This is a genomic window from Exiguobacterium sp. RM11 (assembly GCF_059821525.1).
The window spans coordinates 1,087,137-1,105,101 of record NZ_CM187558.1 but is presented as its reverse complement, the minus strand read 5'-3'; the positions used below and the strand labels follow the sequence as shown (position 1 = coordinate 1,105,101).

Genomic DNA, 17,965 nt, shown 5'->3' with positions numbered 1-17,965 from the left:
TAATGAATGCGGTTCAGCTATTATAAAGCGCTTTCATTAGAAGAGACGGAGGAATCATACATGCAAGAAATTCTGCTTTCACTACTCGCTGGCTTAATCTGTGGTGCCATCTTCACGGCACTCAAATTGCCATTACCGGCTCCACCGGTGTTGCCTGGTGTCGTCGGAATCTTCGGGGTCTTCCTCGGGATGAAAGTATATCAGTTTGCCGTGGCGAACTGGCCATTCTAAAAAAACGATGCCCTTGGCATCGTTTTTTTAGTCTAACGTATGAATTGCTTTATGGCAGGTAGGACACACCCAAATCCCGGCGTCATCTTGCAGATGATATTCCATCAGTTTCGATGCACCGTTTCCATATCGTTCGAAAAGATTGATCTCACAAACCGAGCACGTTGTCACCGGAGCATAGGGAGCGACAAGGTTCTCCCGAAACAAATGCGCTTCATAATCCTCTTTTGTCCATTTCGATGAGGGGACATGGTACCCATCCATCCATTTCTGATGAATCGACTCGTACGGCTCGTCCGCCTCATACATCCCTATTTTCAAAAGTGGATGATGGAAATGAAGTTGGATTAAATCGACCAAGCTATACGTCGCCACTTCTTCCTTCTCAGCGCCAAGCCAGTACGGATCGTCAGGTTGTTCAATCATTTCCACTAACAATACTTCTGCCTCTGCCACAATCCCATGTCCCATCACTTCGATGAACGCTGTCGGGGTCGTCACGGACCCTTTCACATAAACGGGACTCTGTTCAAGAAAATAGGTCGGGAATGCGTGCCACACATCATATCGATTCGGATCGACCTGAAGGATCGCCATCGCTTATTGATGAGAAAGCGTGAAGCGTTCACGCCATTCTGGATCAAATTGATTCGCACGGAACATCTCGATTTCTTGTTTATAAGGTGCCACTTTCGTTTTTTCACTAACAGGGATGTATGGTGTCTCTAAAATTTTTGGCAGATGTGCAAATGCCTCATGATGAATGATTCGATTTAATGTATCGAATCCAATCTCACCATACCCGATATTTTCGTGCCGGTCTTTTCTCGCACCGCGCACGTTTTTTGAATCATTCACATGAATCACACCAAGACGGTCGAGACCGACGATTCGATCGAATTCTTCAATCACTCCGTCCAAATCACCGACTAAGTCGTAGCCTGCATCATGTACATGACACGTATCGAAACAGACAGAGAGACGGTCATTGTGTGTGACGCCGTCTATGATTGTTGCCAATTCTTCAAACGTCTTTCCGAGCTCGCTTCCCTTCCCTGCCATCGTCTCAAGCGCAATCTTAACCTGTTCGTCACCAGTCAACACTTCATTCAGTCCTTCAATGATCCGGGCAAGACCAATGTCTTCCCCGGCACCAACATGAGCCCCTGGGTGAAGAACGACATGGCGAGCAACTTGGAGTGCTTCAGCACGCTTCAACTCTTGTGTCAAAAATGAAACGGCCAATTCGAACGTCTCAGGTTTTGTCGTATTTCCGAGGTTAATGATATAAGGTGCATGGACGACAATCTCTTCGATATCGTGAGCAGCCATATGTGTGAGTGCAGCCTCGATATTTAAATCCTCAATCGGCTTTCGACGTGTATTTTGAGGAGCTCCCGTATACACCATCATCGTATTCGCCCCATATGAAACAGCCTCTTCACTACCTGCAAGTAGCATTTTTTTACCTGATACCGAAACGTGTGAACCTATTTTTAACATCATCATCTTCCCTTCATAAGCTTCTATCTTCAGTTTACACAAAAAGAAGAACCGACTCCAAGAAGTCGATTCTTCAAACGATTAACGCTTGTTTTTCTTACGAGCAGCACGACGATCCGAGCGTTGCTGTTGCATGTGCTCGCGTGAAGCCGTCTCTTTTAACTTATACTTAAATTTCTTCTTATAGCCAGGTTTGACTTTCTTCTTCGCCTTCTTGATTTCACCGGCCATACGACTATGTGCCGTATGTGAGACTTTCATCTTCCGGTCCGTTTGGCGACGACGACGTGTTTTGATTGGCTGAATCGAACCATTGCGCAAGTCCACGTGTGTGAATTCGAACCCTCGTTCTTCGAGTCGGTTGATTGGTCCATTTTCATGGTCCTCATACAATGTGTATGCCTCACCAGATGCGCCCGCACGACCTGTACGACCGACACGGTGCGTGTAGAAGTCAAGGTCTTTCGGAATCCCATGGTTGATGACGTGAGAAACGCCTGAGATGTCGATTCCTCGAGCTGCCAAGTCTGTAGCAATCACGTATTGATACTTCGCGTCATTAATGTCCTTGATGGCTTGTTTACGGCGACGTGCCTGCATGTCCCCGTGTAACGTACCAACATTCAGTCCCGCTTCACGGAATGATGTCTCCAATTCATCCGCTTCTTGTTTCGTATTAGTGAATACGAGACAGACGAACGGATTGATTGCTTTTGCAATTTCGACGGTCAATTCCTTACGGTCACGGTGACGTACCGGAATGACGTGGTGCTTGATTTTTGGTGCGACACGATGTTCCGGGCTCGCTTCAGCAAAGCGCGGGTCGTGCAAGTAACGCTTCAAGAACGGCTCGAGCTTCTCAGGGATTGTCGCTGAGAAGACCATCGTTTGAAGTTTTTCTGGAAGTGATTGCGCGATGCGGTCAACTTCCGGCAAGAATCCCATATCGAGCATTTGGTCCGCTTCATCGACAACGAAATGCGTCACTTTATGTGGGAACAATGCTTGTGCTTTCATCAAGTCAAGAATTCGTCCCGGTGTCCCGATAATGAGTTGTGGTGGATTTTTCATCTTATCGATTTGACGTTCGCGGTCTGTTCCTCCGACAATCAAACTTGATTTGATGTAATCCGGATTCTTAATGAGAATTGACTTTAATTCTTCATGGATCTGCCATGCGAGTTCACGTGTCGGTGCGACAACGATTGCTTGGACAGATTCTTCTTCTGGGTTGATTGCTTCTACAATCGGTAATAGGAACGCAAGTGTTTTCCCCGTTCCTGTTTGTGATTTCCCAATAATATCTCGACCATTTAGTGCAGCCGGAATAATCCGTGCTTGTATATCGGTCGGTTTCGTGATGCGTTTTTCTGTTAACGCATCGATCATAAACGGTAGCAATTTGAACTGTTGGAAGCTGTTCAATCGATACACCTCCTGTTTCTTTCCACTTTTCCTAGCATAGCGGAATCAAATCATTTGTCAATCAATCTTTTGCCACGCCTTCATATAAATAACTCGATGAATAATAATGCTTGGCAATTTTCTTTCCATTTAAATGTTGTTCGAGCGCTTTGAAGCCGACTTCCATCATCTCGTTTGGCGACTGTACGACAGTCGCATTGACTTTCCCATTTTGAATGAGTGGATAAATATCAGAAATGCCGTCTACCGATACGATCGTCTTGTCCGTTAAGTCATGACTTTCTAAAGCTCGAACGACGCCGAACGTATTATCGTCATTGTGCGAAAAGACAGCATCAAACGGAATTTCTTCTTCTAACCAACGTGACATCTCAATCTCTGCTTGGAACGTATCATAGTTCCCCGTGATGGAGGCAATGATCTCGAATTGGTCGGCATTCGCTTTTTCATATTCCCGAATCCCAAGACTGCGGTCCATCGTGGAGCGTACCTGCGGCGTACCTCTCACTTCGACGACACGAATCGGTCGATCCAGGTCGCTATATTTCGCGGCAATTTGTTCCGCTGCCATCCGACCGATATCGACATTGTCAGAGACGACCGATGTCAAGACACTCGGATGATCAATCATCCGGTCAATCGCAATAATCGGAATATTTTCTCGTTTTGCACGTTCTAACGACGGTTGGATGAACGTGTCATCGAGCGTCGTCAAGAAGATGGCCTCGACACCCCGGTCAATCAAGGAGTCCAATTTTTCTTTTTCTAACACGCGCGAATCTTCACTCGTCGTAGGAATCGGAATAAATCCTTTTTGGTTGGCCGTATGAACGAACGAGTCTAACAGCTTGTTCGCATGCTCATGTTTATCGCTGACGAACACGAATCCGACTTCTTTTTCATCTGTTTTTTGCTCCGGTAATTGAATCGATGTGATCAGTAGGATCGTCATGGCCCAAACGATTGGTAACCAAAGCCAATAGTGTTTGAGGGTTTTCATGATGGATCTCTCCTTGGAATTTTGATCAACATCGCCGTTCCTTTGTCGACGACGCTATCAATCTCCATCGATCCGTTCACACTCTTCAAGTATTCATGAATCATATAAATCCCAAGACCGTTTCCGTTGTCCTTCGTCGTGTTGAATGCCGAACCGACTGTCTTGAGTTGTTCTTCCGTCATGCCAATCCCGTTATCTTCAATTAAGAACCGATATTCCTGCTCCGTAAAGAGGACGGTCACGACAACACTTCCCTCTGCGGCTTTCGACTCGACAGCCTCGACCGCGTTTTTGAACAGGTTATAGATGATTTGAACGAGCATATCGAACGAGGCATAGAAAGGAGGCATATCATTCGGAACGAGTAATTCCCATTTGGTCGGACGCTTGTAACATTCAGCATCCATCAAGAATTCGAGTCGCTTCGCAAAGTCTAACATATCAATCCATTCTTCGTCTCTTCCTGCCTGATCAGGTTTGGCGAGTGTCAGCATCGTCGAGATTAAATCATTCGCCCGCTCCAACTCTTTGATGGCGACGTCTACCATGTCTTTATTGCTTTGTCCTTCTCGTGCCAACTGTAAGGTGATATGCACCGGTGTGAGCGGGTTTCGAATCTCATGGGCAATCCCGGCTGCCAATTGTCCAAGTGACGCTAGCTTTTCTTGATGCAAAATCAATTGTTGCTGGCTCAACTGTTCACGCCTTGATGTTTCCATCCGCTGGGCGTAATCGTTATACGTATCCAGTAACGTCTCAACTTCTTTTGAACCGGTCCTCTCAAGCGTGATGGCACCGAGTGACTGTTGCTTCTTGATCTGATTGACAAGTTCGACCAGCGGGTTCGTCAACGTTCGCGAGAGCAACAATCCGACAAGGATGCTCAAGAAGAACGTCACAAGTGCAATCATCAAATACTGCCAACGCGTATCGTAGACCGTCTCATATACAGAGTCGTTCTGATGTTTTGCAAGTATGCTCCAGCCACTGACTCGTGCATCCGGTTCGTACATCATCGTGTCTTCTTCCGTACTTAAAATCGTACGTGTACTCCTTCCTAGTACGTCGTCAATGACTTCACGTGATACGCGACGTTCTGCATCTGTGACCAAGTTGAATGAAGTCGTCAACACTTCTCCTTGTTCATCTAACAGGTAAAGAATCATGTCATCATTCGCTGACTCGAGCGACCGACGGTACAAATCGGAGTTGAGCACGCTGATGCTTCCACCAAAAATACCGATTGGCCGATTGTCTTCAATGACAGGAACATATAAGAACGTTCCCATGTCCCCACTAATCATGATAGGGTCACTCATATATAGTTCTTTTCCACTCGCAGTCAATACTTCTGCGAACTTGGGGTCACGTTTGATCACAGAAGAGGAAACTTGACGCTCAGAATACCATTTAAACGAATTCTTGCTGACATCATAATAAAAAATCGATGTAAAACTCGTTCGTTGATTTAAATACCCTGTCCGGATCCGCTCTTCAATCCACGGTTCGTTCCCGACATAAGCTCCAAGATAAACCAGATCCTCATACAATTTACCGAGTCGGGACTCGACATTTTCAATGCTATCGTCAATCGCATAGTCAAATTGCTCTTTCGCCAGCTCTTCTGCACGAGACACCGTGACGCGATCAGCAGAGAATGCAAGCGACGAGATAACAAGTGCTAAAATAATGATGATGATAAACGTAATTTGGAAAAAGTATGATTTTTTAAGTTCACGCAACTGTTTCATTCGATTCACGATGTCCTCCTTTCTAACCTAAAAATTATAGCATGAATACACGCAAATCTTTTCGTATTTTCGAAACAATGTTAGACTAATACGTATGAAAGCACTTCGAAAGGAGCCTTCGTCTTCATATGAAAGTTAAAAAAATTAGTCCACGCGGATATTGCTATGGTGTCGTTGATGCCATGAAACTCGCAAATGAGGCAGTTGCAAATCCAGATTTGCCACGCCCGATTCATATACTCGGAATGATTGTCCATAACCGTCATGTCACACAGGCGTTCGAGGATCTCGGTGTCAAAACCGTTGACGGTGAGGACCGGATGCAGGCGCTTGAAACCATCGACCGCGGAACGGTCGTCTTCACGGCGCACGGGATTTCCCCACTCGTCCGTAAACGTGCCATTGAAAAGGGATTGACGATTGTCGATGCCTCTTGTCCTGACGTCCTTGTCACACACGACTTGATCCGGGAAAAAACGGCCGAAGGATATGATGTCATCTATATCGGGAAACATGGCCACCCAGAACCAGAGGGCGCGATTGGAGTCGCACCGAACCATGTTCATTTGATTCAATATGAACATGAAATCGATCAGTTACCGAGTCGGTTATTCGACCGGAAAATTCTCGTGACGAACCAGACGACGATGAGTCAATGGGATGTCTCTGCACTGATTGAGACGATTCAGTCCCGCTATCCACACGTTGAAGTGCATAACGAAATTTGTAATGCGACTCAAGTTCGTCAAGAAGCCGTGGCCGAACAAGCCGGAGACTGCGAATTATTAATCGTCGTCGGCGATCCAAAATCAAATAACTCGAATCGTTTGGCGCAAGTCTCTAAAGAGATTGCCGGCACAAATGCATATCGCATCGGCGATTTGAGCGAACTTGATTTAAACTGGCTCGAGGGTGTCGAGACCGTCGCCGTGACGTCTGGCGCATCTACACCGACACCGATCACGAAAAAGGTCATCGATTTCTTGTCACAGTACGATCCAGAAGATTTGAGTACACATGATAAAACACCATATCTCGAACTTCGCAGTATCTTACCGAAAGTAAAGGCATTGCGTAAGTGAACGAATCCCCCATTCTCAACGAGAAAATGGGGGATTTTTTTGTCATCTGAATTGGAACGGGTTCGTGTTCGCTTCGGAAATCATCAACTCGACATCAATTTTCGCTTTCTGAAACTTCTCTGTGAGAATCCCGACCACGCCATGCTTCATGACACTTTCGACATGGTGTCCTGGGTCGACGACCGCGAGTCCTAACGCCATCGCATCATGCGCCACGTGGAAGTATAAATCACCCGTTACGTAAGCATCTGCTCCTTTGAAATGTGCAGCGGAAACATATTTGTTTCCGTCCCCTCCAAGTACAGCCACTTTCTCAATCAATCGTTTCGGGTCTCCGACGAAACGGACACCTTCCACTCCAAAGCTTGTTTTCACATGGTCAGCGAACGCTTCAAGTGTTAATGCCTGTTCAAGTTTACCGATACGTCCTAAGCCATATACGTGCCCTTCAATCTCATCTCGAATCATGTCGTATGCCACTTCTTCATAAGGATGAGCATCTTTCATCGCTTTCAAGACTCGCTTTTTCTGACTTTCGCGAACGACCGTCTCGATTCGAATCTCATCGACTTGTTCTGTCTCGTGAACTCTACCAATGAATGGAGTTGTTCCTTCGAGCGGAGTGAATTGTCCTTTTCCAGAAACACGGAACTGACAATCCGCATAGTCTCCGATATGTCCGGCACCTGCTTTGCCTAATGCACGTGACACGTCTTCTGCGTGTGATTCCGGAACGAACACCGTTAATTTATAGACTGGCTCCTCATACGTTGGTACGAGTACTTTTGTGTCGTGCAACCCGATCGCTTCACTCATCCAATCGTTCACACCGCCAACACAAACATCTAAATTTGTATGTGCCACGTAGACCGCGATGTCATGCTGAATACATTTCATCGTGATTTTCCCTGCCGTAGAACGATCATTGACTTGAGATAACGGACTAAAGATGGGCGGATGATGGGCAATGATCAAATCCACCTTTTTCTCAATCGCTTCATCCACGACAGATTCTAGCACATCGAGTGTCACCATGACCCGTTTGACATCTTTATTGAGCGATCCGATTTGCAAGCCGATTTTATCGCCTTCGACAGCTAAATGCTTTGGCGCAAACTCTTCAAACAACTGAATCACTTGATTGCCGTTCGCCATTACTGACTCACCTCTCTCATTTTGTCACGCATCCGTTTGAATTCGATTTGTTTTTGAACCAACGCCTCTGACTGAATGCCATCTGCCATTTGACCGAGTACGTATTCGAGCTTATCCGCTTCACGACTCCATTTCAGTTTGAACGCCTCAGGGCGTTCCTGAATCAAATATGGACCGAATAATAGTTGCCAAGTCCGTTCTGTGAGATCGTCACTATAAATCGTCTCAGACCCTTTTTCACCGACGAGAATCTCATATACTTTATCATTTTCTTCGACAATCGCTTCTTCAACGAGAACATATCCGTTCTCAAGTAGCCAACTCCGAACGTGTTGTCCGTCGACATTCGGTTGAAGAATCAGACGCTCGACTGCACCGAGCTTCTCTTTCCCGGATTCTAGAATAGAACGAATCAAACTGCCTCCCATCCCACAAATCGAGATACATGTCGCTTCGTCTTCATGTAGTACAGCCAGACCATCACCGAGACGCACATCGATGACTTCTCGCGCTCCAATCAAGTCCACTTGCGCTTTTGCGGCCTCCATCGGACCAACATTTACTTCGCCAGCAATCCCCTTTGAAATGATTCCTTGTTGAAGGGCATAGCATGGCACATATGCGTGATCCGACCCAATATCAGCGAGCACGCTTCCTTTCGGGATATAATCGACAACTTGCTTCAAGCGACGATCTAAGATGACACGTTCTTGCATGTAAGACAACTCCTTTGTTCTACTTCTTCCCTAGCGTATCGAATTCTTTACACTTCGACAACAAAAAACGCACCCCGCTACGGAGTGCGCCACTTCTTATTGTTCAATCAACCAGTTCGCAAGCACTTCTGCTTCTTCAGCTGATGCTAGACCTGCAGGCATCGCACCTTGTCCGTTGACAATGATGTTTGCGATTTCTTCTGGTGAAAGACGATCGCCAACACCAGTAAGTGCTGGCCCAACGCCACCTTCAAGGTTTCCGCCGTGGCAACCTGTGCAACCCTTCGCTGCATATAACTCTTCTGGGTTCATTTCAGTGACTGCTGGACCTTCAGCCGCTTGTTGCGCCTGATTCACACCAAAATACGATAATGATACCATGGCAATAATTGCGACGATTGCGATTGCCGCAAACGGTAACAATGGATTACGCATTGTAGTTCCCCCTCATGTTCATTCCAAATTTCTATCCAACACTATTTTACTCAAAAAATAATAAAGAAGGAAGGAAAATCACTCATTTTCCTTCCTTTCTTCTAAAACTTCACACTTTATTCAAATATGAACTTAATCGAGGAAGTCTTTCAAGCGTTTAGAACGACTTGGGTGACGTAATTTACGAAGAGCTTTCGCCTCGATTTGACGAATCCGCTCACGCGTGACGCCGAACACTTTTCCGACTTCTTCAAGTGTACGTGTACGACCATCGTCTAAACCGAAACGAAGACGAAGAACGTTTTCTTCACGGTCCGTCAACGTATCAAGCACGTCTTCTAACTGTTCTTTTAACAATTCATAGGCTGCCGCATCTTGTGGGGCCATCGCATCTTGGTCTTCAATGAAGTCACCGAGATGTGAATCGTCCTCTTCACCAATCGGTGTTTCAAGTGACACCGGTTCTTGCGCGATTTTTAGAATCTCACGTACTTTTTCAGGTGTGAGTTCCATTTCTTTCGCAATCTCTTCTGGAGAAGGTTCACGACCGAGGTCTTGGAGCAATTGACGTTGAACGCGAATCAATTTGTTAATCGTTTCGACCATGTGAACGGGAATCCGGATTGTACGCGCTTGGTCAGCAATCGCACGAGTGATGGCCTGACGAATCCACCATGTCGCATAAGTCGAGAATTTGAACCCTTTCATGTAGTCGAATTTTTCGACTGCTTTGATGAGGCCCATGTTCCCTTCTTGAATCAAATCTAGGAAGAGCATCCCACGACCGACGTAACGTTTCGCAATCGACACGACGAGACGAAGGTTCGCTTCCGCAAGACGTTTTTTCGCTTCTTCGTCTCCTTGCTCGATTCGTTTCGCAAGCTCCGTCTCATCTTTCGCACTGAGAAGGTCGACACGACCGATTTCTTTCAAATACATTCGGACCGGGTCGTTGATTTTAATTCCAGGTGGTACCGATAAGTCGTTTAAATCGACTTCTTCATCTTCTTTTTTCGCAGGTGTTTCTTCTGCGTCAGCTGCGTCCTCTGTGACACGGATATCTTTCGCTTCTAAATCTTCGATGAAGTTATCAATGAAATCCGAGTCCACCTCAAAATGACTGAGGCGGTCTTGAATTGCTTGCATTGAGACAACGCCTTTTTTCTTTCCTAACTTTTCGAGCTCTTCTATGGCGTTAAATAAATCCTCTTTCTTCTTCTCTGCCATTTAGCAGTTCAACTCCTTCCAAACTTCATCCACGTTCATCGTTCTCGTAGACGACGACTACGGGCAATCAATTCTTGTAGCTTGGACGCCTGGTCAACAATACTTTCGGCGTCTTGAGCGATTTCCCTTTTTGCACGCTCGATTTGACGTTGCTCCTCATAACTGTTTATGACCCGAATGTATTCGTCTAAAACCTCTTCAGACAGTTCATCCGGTCCAGCCATCAGTCGGATCTCCGCAAAACGCATCGCATAATCGGGACGTTGGTCGCAGTAACGCTCCATAAACGGCAACGTCACTTGATCGAACTCATCTTGTGTCATCGTCTCAGAGACAATTTCATACAATGCCGAGCCTAGCATACGATGTGTCTCATCCTGATAACGTAGCCCTAGACGATCGCGTACAAAGCGGACTTGTTCCGGTCCAGTCAACATGGCACGTAACAAATACTTCTCTGCTTTCATCCAGCGTGGTTCGCCCGTTTTACTCGAACGTTTTCGAACGGGTTCCACAGGCTCCATCGTACGGACGGGTGTCGATTCGCTTGACGTCGGACGAGGAATTCTCGAACGAAGCGTCTCGAGCGGAATCTCAAACTCATCCGACAGCTTTTTCACATATAAATCTCTTCGAATCGAATCACTCGTCTTACCGATCTCTTCAAGCATAGATTCAATAAAGCGAATCCGTTCTCCTTCTCGGTTCAAGTTTTTTCCTCGTCTGAGCATACGATTCATAAAATCAAGCACACTCAATTGTTCCGTCTCGACAAACTGTTGCCAATGCGACGCCCCGTGTTGACGAATATAATCATCCGGGTCTGTCTTTTCGGGTAAAGGTAAAACTTGTACATCGAGCGGGGATGACTCCAATAAGCGAATGACTTTTTGAGTCGCCTCTTGTCCCGCATGGTCTCCGTCATAACAGATGATGACTTCCTCCACGATTCGAGACAATGCTCTTGCATGTTGTGGAGAGAATGCAGTCCCAAGTGATGCCACAACTTCTTGTGTACCCGCTTGCGCGACTTGTAAGACATCTACGTTCCCTTCTACGAGGAGGACTCGTTTCTTCTTACGCATCAATGCCCGGGCTTGAGAGAAGCCGAATAGCAATTCACTCTTGTTGAATAGCGGTGTTTCAGCCGTATTCACGTATTTTGGTTGACGGTCATCAATCGCACGTCCGCTGAAGCCAACGATGGTGCCGTCTCGATCCGCAATCGGAAAGACGACCCGTCCTTCAAATCGGTCAAAATATTCACCGGATTTGGACTTCGAAATTAAACCTGCCTCAACCATCACTTCTAAATCGAACCCTCGCCGCTCCAACAACTCGACAGTAAAGCGTCGTTGGTCTGGGGCAAATCCAATCTTGTATTGCGCAATCGTTTCTTCCGTTAAATCACGGTTTCGCAAATACGACAATCCCACTTCGCCAGCTTCCGTTTTCATCAAGACTTCATGGTACAAGTCCGCAACGAGTCGATGCGCATCACGCATTTGTTTGCGCCATACTTGTTCACGTGTGAGTTCTTCGTCCCCTTGTATACCCTCTACTGAAATATTCGCGCGTGTTGCTAAACGCTCGACTGTCTCAGGAAAAGATAATCCTTCCGTCTCCATCACGAACGTGAATACGTTCCCTCCGGCACCACAGCCGAAACAGTGATACATCCCTTTTTCAGGTGAAACGGAAAAAGACGGTGAGTTTTCGGAATGAAATGGACATAACCCGACAAGCCGATGCCCTTGTTTCTTTAATTCGACACGCTCGCCGATCAATTCGACGATATCGGTCGCTTGCTTCACTTCTGCGATGACTTCATCTGGTATCCGTGGCATCTTGACCACTCCCTGTTTCCAATCTCGCAACGAAACGGAACGCTCATCACGTTCCGTTTCACTGTACTGTCAATACTCTATTATACCCTCTCAAAGCAACGATTACTAATCGAAACACTTATGCACATTAGTCGTCTTTTGATTGCTCGAGATGACGTAAGATAATACCCGCCGTCTCTTCGACCGCCTTGTTCGTCACATCGATCACATCACAACCGATTCGTTCATAAATCCCCCGAGCATATTCGAGCTCTCGATTGATTCGTTCAAGTTGTGCATAGTCCGCTTCCGGCTTCAAACCGAGGGATTTGAGGCGCTCCATTCGGATCGAAATCAACTTCTCTGGAGAGATGATTAACCCGACACACCGTTCTGCCGGTAAGTCGAATAACTCCTCCGGAGGTCGTGACTCTGGAACGAGCGGGACGTTCGCGACTTTATATCGCTTCAATGCCAAATACTGAGACAATGGTGTCTTCGATGTTCGCGAGACGCCGACGAGTACGATGTCGGCTTTTTTCAGACCACGTGGGTCTCGACCATCGTCATATTTGACGGCAAATTCCATCGCTTCGATTTTACGGAAGTAATCATCGTCCAAGCGATAAATGAGTCCCGGTTTTTCACGTGGGGCTTCTTTCAGCTGTCCCGCTAATACATCGAGCAAATCACCGAGCAAGTCAACCGTCTTGACCTGGTGTTCTTCTCCGAGTTTCATGAGAAGCGCGCGATGCTCTTCATTGACGAGCGTGAATGCAATGATTGCGTGTTGCGCCTTCGCTTGAGTGACCACATCGATAATCGTCTGCTCATCCTCAACGAAGGGGATGCGGAGCGTTTCGATCGCATTCTCATGGAATTGGATACTCGCTGCTCGGACGACGAGCTCACACGTCTCCCCGACCGAGTCACTTACCACAAAAACGAGTTGTTTCGTAGTCAAATCGGTTTCCTCCTCAAATCGACTCATCGTTCGCTAAAGCAATGAGCACCTTCGTCATGTTCGTTTTCGTCATCCGACCGAGAACAATCAATTTGCCATCCTTCTCTTCAACGACAGGCATGGCATCGATTTGTTTCTCAATCAATTTCATTCCCGCACGAATCAATGTCTCGCTTTTCTCGCAAACCGTGATATTGGGCATGCGTGTCATGATGACATTGACCGGCAATTGATCCAAATCTTGATTCCCAATTGCTGCGCGGAGGAGGTCTTTACGTGACAGTACCCCTACGAGTTCTCTGTCTCGTCCGACAACGAACAGTGACCCCACATCTTCTAAGAAGAGCGTGACAATCGCATCATATACCGTCATCTCATCCCGAACGACTTTCGCAGAGGACATAAAATCTCCGACCGTTAAGGAATCTAGCTTTTCGCGGAGCATCGACGAATTCCGTTTGCCAACGAACGTGTAGCCGACGCGAGGTCTTGCTTCAAGTATTCCTGTCATCGTCAAAATCGCAAGATCTGGACGCAAGGTCGCACGCGTCAGCGATAATTCCTGCGCGATTTGCTCCCCTGTAATCGGTCCATTTTCTTTTACAATCTCGACGATTTTTTGTTGGCGTTCATTCAGTTGCATAGCCAACCCCCTCTAGTTTGTTAGAGTACGAGCGCGTTGAAGTCTGCGACACTCTTAATCGTCGTAGCAAGTCGGTTCATTTCGTGGAGTCGGTTTTGGCGTACCGCCTCGTTATCACTCATGACCATTGTATGTTCAAAATACATCATAATTGGTGATTCAAGCGTCTGAAGAAGTTGAAGCGCTTTGTTGTAATCTCCTGTTTGAACGGCAGTCATCACTTCAGGAGCAGTCTGTTCAATTGCTTCATGTAATGCAACCTCTTGGTCGTTTTCAAACAATGACGGATCGACGTCTCCTGACTCACCTTTTTTCGAGATATTGACAACACGTGACAATTGCTCGATCAATGATTTCGCGTCCGTCGAGACGAATTGTTGAATCGCATGTGCACGAGCATCCAGACGGTCAACTGTAAGCGTAGTCGTCAACACGGCATCAATCACGTCATAGCGAACTTGCTGCTCTTGCAAGCGATATTTCAAGCGAAGTGTAAAGAACTCCACGAGCTGTGCCTTGACTTGTTCTTTATCGGCTTCATAGAGTCCTGCCTCCAGTTGTAATTCGACAACTTTCGAAAGTAGTTTGTCGATTGAGAGGTCGATTTTCCAATCCCCAAGGATTTGTACGACTCCTTGTGCTTGGCGACGAAGTGCGAACGGATCTTGTGAACCACTCGGGATCATGCCGATACCAAAGAACGCAGCAATCGAATCGAGCTTATCTGCGAGAGCAAGCACCGCACCTGTCGCTGTCTCAGGAGATGCATCTCCTGCGAAACGTGGCATGTAGTGCTCACGAATCGCCGCAGCTACTTCCTTGTCCTCACCTTGTTGTAGGGCATACTTCTCACCCATGATTCCTTGGAGTTCAGTAAACTCGTAAACCATCTGGCTGACAAGATCAAACTTATGAATCGCACCAGCACGATTTACTTTTTCAAGATCTGCATCAAACAAAGGAGCAAGGGCTTGTGCGATTTCGGTCACACGTCGTGCTTTCTCTCCAGTCGTTCCTAATTTTTCGTGGAAAACGATTCGGTCGAGACGTGCAAGCTGGTCATCGATTTTTGTCTTCTTGTCTTCTTCATAGAAGAAGACCGCATCCGCAAGGCGCGCACGGATGACCTTTTCGTTCCCGCGTGCGACGTTTTCAAGATGATCGGCATTCCCGTTTCGAACGGTCACGAAATAGTTTTTCAACGTTCCATCAACATATACCGGGAAATAGCGCTGGTGCTCTTTCATCGTTGTAATGAGAACTTCTTCTGGTAAGTCAAGATACGCCTCATCAAATTCACCAAAGAGAGCAGTCGGCCACTCGACTAAGTTCGTGACTTCCTCTAACAAATCGGCATCAAGCGGAATCGTCCACCCTTGATTTGTCGCGAGCGCTTGAATTTGACGTTCGATTTCGGCTTTACGTGTCTCGTAGCTTGCCATAACAAATGCAGCCTCTAGCGCTTTCACATATTCAGCAGGTGACTCGACGACGACATCTCCCTTGCTGAGGAAACGGTGACCTCGAGTCACATTCCCTGTTTTCACGCCTTCAATCGTAAAGTCGATGATATCTTGACCGAAGAGGGCGATCAACCAACGAATCGGACGCATGTAGCGTAAACTGCTCGTTCCCCACTTCATGTTTTTCGGGAACGTCAAGCCCCGAACGACATCTTCAAGGCCATTTAATAACGACATCGTATCCTGACCCGCCTCATGACGTTCTGCGAAGACGTATTCGACACCTTTTTCTTCGGCAAAGTATAAATCTTCTACTGTTAATCCACGACCACGAGCAAAACCTTGTGCTGCTTTCGACCAATTCCCTTCTGCGTCTTGAGCAATCTTTTTCGCAGGCCCACGAAGAGTTTCCGTCAAATCTTGTTGTGTCTCTGCCACATCGCGAACGATTACAGCTAAACGACGAGGTGTAGAATACACATCGATTGAACCAAATTCAACACGCGCTTCTTTCAAGAACGCATCGATGCGCTCTGCCAATTGCTTCTCTGAGCGCAAGACGTATTGAGCCGGTAGTTCTTCTAATCCAATCTCTAATAAAAGGTCACGCATTCAAGTCACCTGCTTTCTCTTGTTTCAAAAGTGGGAAACCGAGGCGCTCCCGTTCTTCAATAAATTTAGCGGCACACGCGCGTGACATATTACGGACGCGTTGGATAAATCCAGTACGCTCTGTCACGGAAATCGCACCTTTTGCGTCTAACAAGTTAAACGTATGTGAACATTTCAAAATGTAATCGTACGCAGGGAAGACGAGATTTTCTTCGAGAGCACGTTTTGCTTCTTTCTCATATGTGTCAAATAGCGTGAAGAGCATATCGACGTCTGATAACTCGAACGTATATTTTGAGTGTTCGAACTCTGGTTGATAGAAGATGTCTCCATACTTGAATCCATCCGTCCAAACGAGGTCGAATACGCTCTCGACTTCCTGAATGTACGAAGCGAGGCGCTCAAGACCGTATGTGATTTCAACTGCAATCGGGTCACACTCGATTCCTCCAACTTGTTGGAAATACGTGAATTGCGTAATTTCCATCCCGTTCAGCCATACTTCCCAACCGAGACCGGCTGCTCCGAATGTCGGGTTTTCCCAGTTATCTTCGACGAAGCGGATGTCATGTTCGAGCGGGTTGATTCCAATCAACTCGAGACTTTCTAAGTACAACTCTTGGATGTTGCTCGGCGACGGTTTCATGATCACCTGGAACTGATGGTGTTGATACAGGCGGTTCGGGTTTTCCCCATAACGTCCGTCAGCCGGGCGGCGTGACGGTTCCGTGTAACAAACGTTCCAAGGCTCTGGTCCTAACGTTCTCAATGTAGTCATTGGGTTTAACGTACCCGCCCCTTTTTCTACATCGTACGCTTGCATCGTCAAACAACCTTTCGATGCCCAAAACTTTTGTAGCGTGAGAATGATTTCTTGCATAGTCATATGCTTCATAAATGACACCTCCAATAGTATTGAAACGACAAAAAACGCCCCTATGTGCCTAGCACATAGGGACGGGATTGATTCCCGCGGTTCCACCCTACTTGCCCCAACAACGGGGCCACTCTTAAAAAGATGTGGGCGCTCTGGAATCGCCATTCACTCTTCTCATGACGCTCGGCTCACACCACCCCGAACTCGCTTCATTCATGACAGGAAGAGTTACTTTTTTCCTTCATCGCGCACGCTATTTCATTTGTCTAATCGTAACTCATCGTATCGAATTCGGTTTAAAAAGTCAATCCTCATTCAGATGAAGGCGGATCATTTGGTCGAGCACTCGTTTCGTCTTCAATCGTAGTCCGCTATACGACTCCATGTATGCATCAAAGAGTTGACGCAAGAGGAGTCTAGACTCGTTCGATAACGATACGTTCCGAAATTCCGACAGCTCATGTTTGCTCATCAAGTAAAGCAATTTGGCAAGACGTTCTGATAATCGAACCGCCCCCTCTTCTCGATGCCGCCCACATAAAAAACCGCCTGAGGCGACCGAGAAATACATCGGGTCCGTCACGTCCCCACAGCGGACACACCCTGTCAGCACAGGAGAAACACCTAGAAGATGCAAGATACGCAGTTCGAGATGATGGGTGATCACATCTGCGTCCATGCCCGCATTCAATGCTTGAAGCGCATCCTGTAAAATCCGAAAGAGTGGACGATTTTGTACCCGATCCTCGACAGACCGGTCGACGAGCTCCAACCAATACATGGCGTACGCCATCCGGTCGACATCTTTCCGGATTTCCGGATAGGACGTTATGACATCGGATGATTTTAACTGAGCGAGCCCACGGCTAGAGGGGAAAATATACACACCTTCTACAAAAGGTTGGCTCGAGGCATGAAACCGGCTCCCCGGTTTTTTTGCGCCTCGTGCCATAATCGCAACTTTGCCAAGCTCTTCTGAAAACAATGTCACGACTTTATTCGATTCACCATAATTGACGGTACGAATGACGATTCCCGTGACTTTTTGTAACATG

At 46.8% G+C, this 17,965-nt stretch carries 17 protein-coding genes; 2 read left to right on the top strand and 15 right to left on the bottom strand.

Going from position 1 to position 17,965, the window contains the following annotated elements:
* Nucleotides 1-60: 60 nt before the first annotated feature.
* Nucleotides 61-231: a DUF1427 family protein gene (locus AC5LIL_RS05745; protein WP_012726630.1), complete on the top strand. Its 171-nt coding sequence runs from the start codon at nt 61-63 to the stop codon at nt 229-231.
* Between the two features lie 27 nt (nt 232-258).
* On the opposite strand, the gene AC5LIL_RS05740 is transcribed toward AC5LIL_RS05745, so the two are convergent.
* The 5 genes from AC5LIL_RS05740 to AC5LIL_RS05720 form a co-directional block, all read right to left on the bottom strand.
* On the bottom strand, nt 259-828 hold the full coding sequence (locus tag AC5LIL_RS05740; RefSeq protein WP_499825192.1) for a hypothetical protein: 570 nt from the start codon (nt 826-828) through the stop codon (nt 259-261).
* Nucleotides 829-831: 3 nt separating this feature from the next.
* Complete coding sequence (locus tag AC5LIL_RS05735) at nt 832-1,734, bottom strand: deoxyribonuclease IV (protein ID WP_214749337.1); 903 nt, start codon at nt 1,732-1,734, stop codon at nt 832-834.
* An 81-nt stretch (nt 1,735-1,815) separates the two neighbouring features.
* Nucleotides 1,816-3,159 (bottom strand): DEAD/DEAH box helicase, encoded by a 1,344-nt coding sequence (locus AC5LIL_RS05730; protein ID WP_214693072.1) that lies wholly within the window; start codon nt 3,157-3,159, stop codon nt 1,816-1,818.
* Nucleotides 3,160-3,220: 61 nt separating this feature from the next.
* Nucleotides 3,221-4,159 carry a sugar ABC transporter substrate-binding protein gene (locus AC5LIL_RS05725; RefSeq protein ID WP_214782316.1) on the bottom strand — a complete coding sequence of 313 codons (939 nt, stop codon included), beginning with the start codon at nt 4,157-4,159 and terminating at the stop codon, nt 3,221-3,223.
* Nucleotides 4,156-5,910: a sensor histidine kinase gene (locus AC5LIL_RS05720; RefSeq protein ID WP_251125585.1), complete on the bottom strand. Its 1,755-nt coding sequence runs from the start codon at nt 5,908-5,910 to the stop codon at nt 4,156-4,158. The genes AC5LIL_RS05725 and AC5LIL_RS05720 overlap by 4 nt, the downstream gene beginning before the upstream one ends.
* Before the next feature lie 128 nt (nt 5,911-6,038).
* Between AC5LIL_RS05720 and AC5LIL_RS05715 the strand changes: the two genes are divergently transcribed.
* Nucleotides 6,039-6,992 (top strand): 4-hydroxy-3-methylbut-2-enyl diphosphate reductase, encoded by a 954-nt coding sequence (locus AC5LIL_RS05715; RefSeq protein ID WP_214749202.1) that lies wholly within the window; start codon nt 6,039-6,041, stop codon nt 6,990-6,992.
* A 42-nt stretch (nt 6,993-7,034) separates the two neighbouring features.
* Here the strand turns inward: AC5LIL_RS05715 and AC5LIL_RS05710 are convergent, their stop codons facing one another.
* From AC5LIL_RS05710 to recO, 10 genes are all read right to left on the bottom strand, one after another.
* Complete coding sequence (locus AC5LIL_RS05710; RefSeq protein ID WP_224861473.1) at nt 7,035-8,147, bottom strand: Nif3-like dinuclear metal center hexameric protein; 1,113 nt, start codon at nt 8,145-8,147, stop codon at nt 7,035-7,037.
* A complete protein-coding gene (locus AC5LIL_RS05705) occupies nt 8,147-8,863 on the bottom strand; it encodes a tRNA (adenine(22)-N(1))-methyltransferase (protein ID WP_499825191.1) in 717 nt (238 codons plus the stop codon). The genes AC5LIL_RS05710 and AC5LIL_RS05705 overlap by 1 nt, the downstream gene beginning before the upstream one ends.
* Before the next feature lie 96 nt (nt 8,864-8,959).
* Complete coding sequence (gene cccA / locus AC5LIL_RS05700) at nt 8,960-9,298, bottom strand: cytochrome c550 (protein WP_012726639.1); 339 nt, start codon at nt 9,296-9,298, stop codon at nt 8,960-8,962.
* A 132-nt stretch (nt 9,299-9,430) separates the two neighbouring features.
* Nucleotides 9,431-10,525 carry an RNA polymerase sigma factor RpoD gene (gene rpoD / locus AC5LIL_RS05695; protein ID WP_012726640.1) on the bottom strand — a complete coding sequence of 365 codons (1,095 nt, stop codon included), beginning with the start codon at nt 10,523-10,525 and terminating at the stop codon, nt 9,431-9,433.
* A 35-nt stretch (nt 10,526-10,560) separates the two neighbouring features.
* Entirely contained in the window at nt 10,561-12,372 is a 1,812-nt protein-coding gene (dnaG, locus tag AC5LIL_RS05690) for a DNA primase (protein WP_499825190.1), read from the bottom strand.
* A 127-nt stretch (nt 12,373-12,499) separates the two neighbouring features.
* Nucleotides 12,500-13,342: a pyruvate, water dikinase regulatory protein gene (locus AC5LIL_RS05685; protein ID WP_214749215.1), complete on the bottom strand. Its 843-nt coding sequence runs from the start codon at nt 13,340-13,342 to the stop codon at nt 12,500-12,502.
* Nucleotides 13,329-13,958, bottom strand: coding sequence for a transcriptional regulator CcpN (gene ccpN, locus AC5LIL_RS05680; protein ID WP_074033362.1), 630 nt, complete (start codon nt 13,956-13,958; stop codon nt 13,329-13,331). The genes AC5LIL_RS05685 and ccpN overlap by 14 nt, the downstream gene beginning before the upstream one ends.
* A gap of 20 nt (nt 13,959-13,978) precedes the next feature.
* Nucleotides 13,979-16,033, bottom strand: a complete 2,055-nt coding sequence (glyS, locus tag AC5LIL_RS05675) for a glycine--tRNA ligase subunit beta (RefSeq protein ID WP_499825189.1) — start codon at nt 16,031-16,033, stop codon at nt 13,979-13,981.
* Nucleotides 16,026-16,919 (bottom strand): glycine--tRNA ligase subunit alpha, encoded by an 894-nt coding sequence (gene glyQ / locus AC5LIL_RS05670; protein ID WP_198930010.1) that lies wholly within the window; start codon nt 16,917-16,919, stop codon nt 16,026-16,028. Before glyQ ends, glyS begins: the two co-directional genes overlap by 8 nt.
* Nucleotides 16,920-17,214: 295 nt before the next feature.
* On the bottom strand, nt 17,215-17,964 hold the full coding sequence (gene recO / locus AC5LIL_RS05665; RefSeq protein WP_499825188.1) for a DNA repair protein RecO: 750 nt from the start codon (nt 17,962-17,964) through the stop codon (nt 17,215-17,217).
* Between the last annotated feature and the right edge of the window lies 1 nt (nt 17,965).

What these genes read in the sequence shown, in the direction of transcription:
- rpoD (WP_012726640.1), bottom strand. Translation starts at nt 10,525, where the DNA reads ATGGCAGAGAAGAAGAAAGAGGATTTATTTAACGCCATAGAAGAGCTC.
- AC5LIL_RS05705 (WP_499825191.1), bottom strand. Translation starts at nt 8,863, where the DNA reads ATGCAAGAACGTGTCATCTTAGATCGTCGCTTGAAGCAAGTTGTCGAT.
- dnaG (WP_499825190.1), bottom strand. Translation starts at nt 12,372, where the DNA reads ATGCCACGGATACCAGATGAAGTCATCGCAGAAGTGAAGCAAGCGACC.
- AC5LIL_RS05720 (WP_251125585.1), bottom strand. Translation starts at nt 5,910, where the DNA reads ATGAAACAGTTGCGTGAACTTAAAAAATCATACTTTTTCCAAATTACG.
- AC5LIL_RS05710 (WP_224861473.1), bottom strand. Translation starts at nt 8,147, where the DNA reads ATGGCGAACGGCAATCAAGTGATTCAGTTGTTTGAAGAGTTTGCGCCA.
- AC5LIL_RS05685 (WP_214749215.1), bottom strand. Translation starts at nt 13,342, where the DNA reads ATGAGTCGATTTGAGGAGGAAACCGATTTGACTACGAAACAACTCGTT.
- AC5LIL_RS05725 (WP_214782316.1), bottom strand. Translation starts at nt 4,159, where the DNA reads ATGAAAACCCTCAAACACTATTGGCTTTGGTTACCAATCGTTTGGGCC.
- glyQ (WP_198930010.1), bottom strand. Translation starts at nt 16,919, where the DNA reads ATGACTATGCAAGAAATCATTCTCACGCTACAAAAGTTTTGGGCATCG.
- AC5LIL_RS05740 (WP_499825192.1), bottom strand. Translation starts at nt 828, where the DNA reads ATGGCGATCCTTCAGGTCGATCCGAATCGATATGATGTGTGGCACGCA.
- ccpN (WP_074033362.1), bottom strand. Translation starts at nt 13,958, where the DNA reads ATGCAACTGAATGAACGCCAACAAAAAATCGTCGAGATTGTAAAAGAA.
- cccA (WP_012726639.1), bottom strand. Translation starts at nt 9,298, where the DNA reads ATGCGTAATCCATTGTTACCGTTTGCGGCAATCGCAATCGTCGCAATT.
- recO (WP_499825188.1), bottom strand. Translation starts at nt 17,964, where the DNA reads ATGTTACAAAAAGTCACGGGAATCGTCATTCGTACCGTCAATTATGGT.
- AC5LIL_RS05715 (WP_214749202.1), top strand. Translation starts at nt 6,039, where the DNA reads ATGAAAGTTAAAAAAATTAGTCCACGCGGATATTGCTATGGTGTCGTT.
- AC5LIL_RS05735 (WP_214749337.1), bottom strand. Translation starts at nt 1,734, where the DNA reads ATGTTAAAAATAGGTTCACACGTTTCGGTATCAGGTAAAAAAATGCTA.
- AC5LIL_RS05745 (WP_012726630.1), top strand. Translation starts at nt 61, where the DNA reads ATGCAAGAAATTCTGCTTTCACTACTCGCTGGCTTAATCTGTGGTGCC.
- glyS (WP_499825189.1), bottom strand. Translation starts at nt 16,033, where the DNA reads ATGCGTGACCTTTTATTAGAGATTGGATTAGAAGAACTACCGGCTCAA.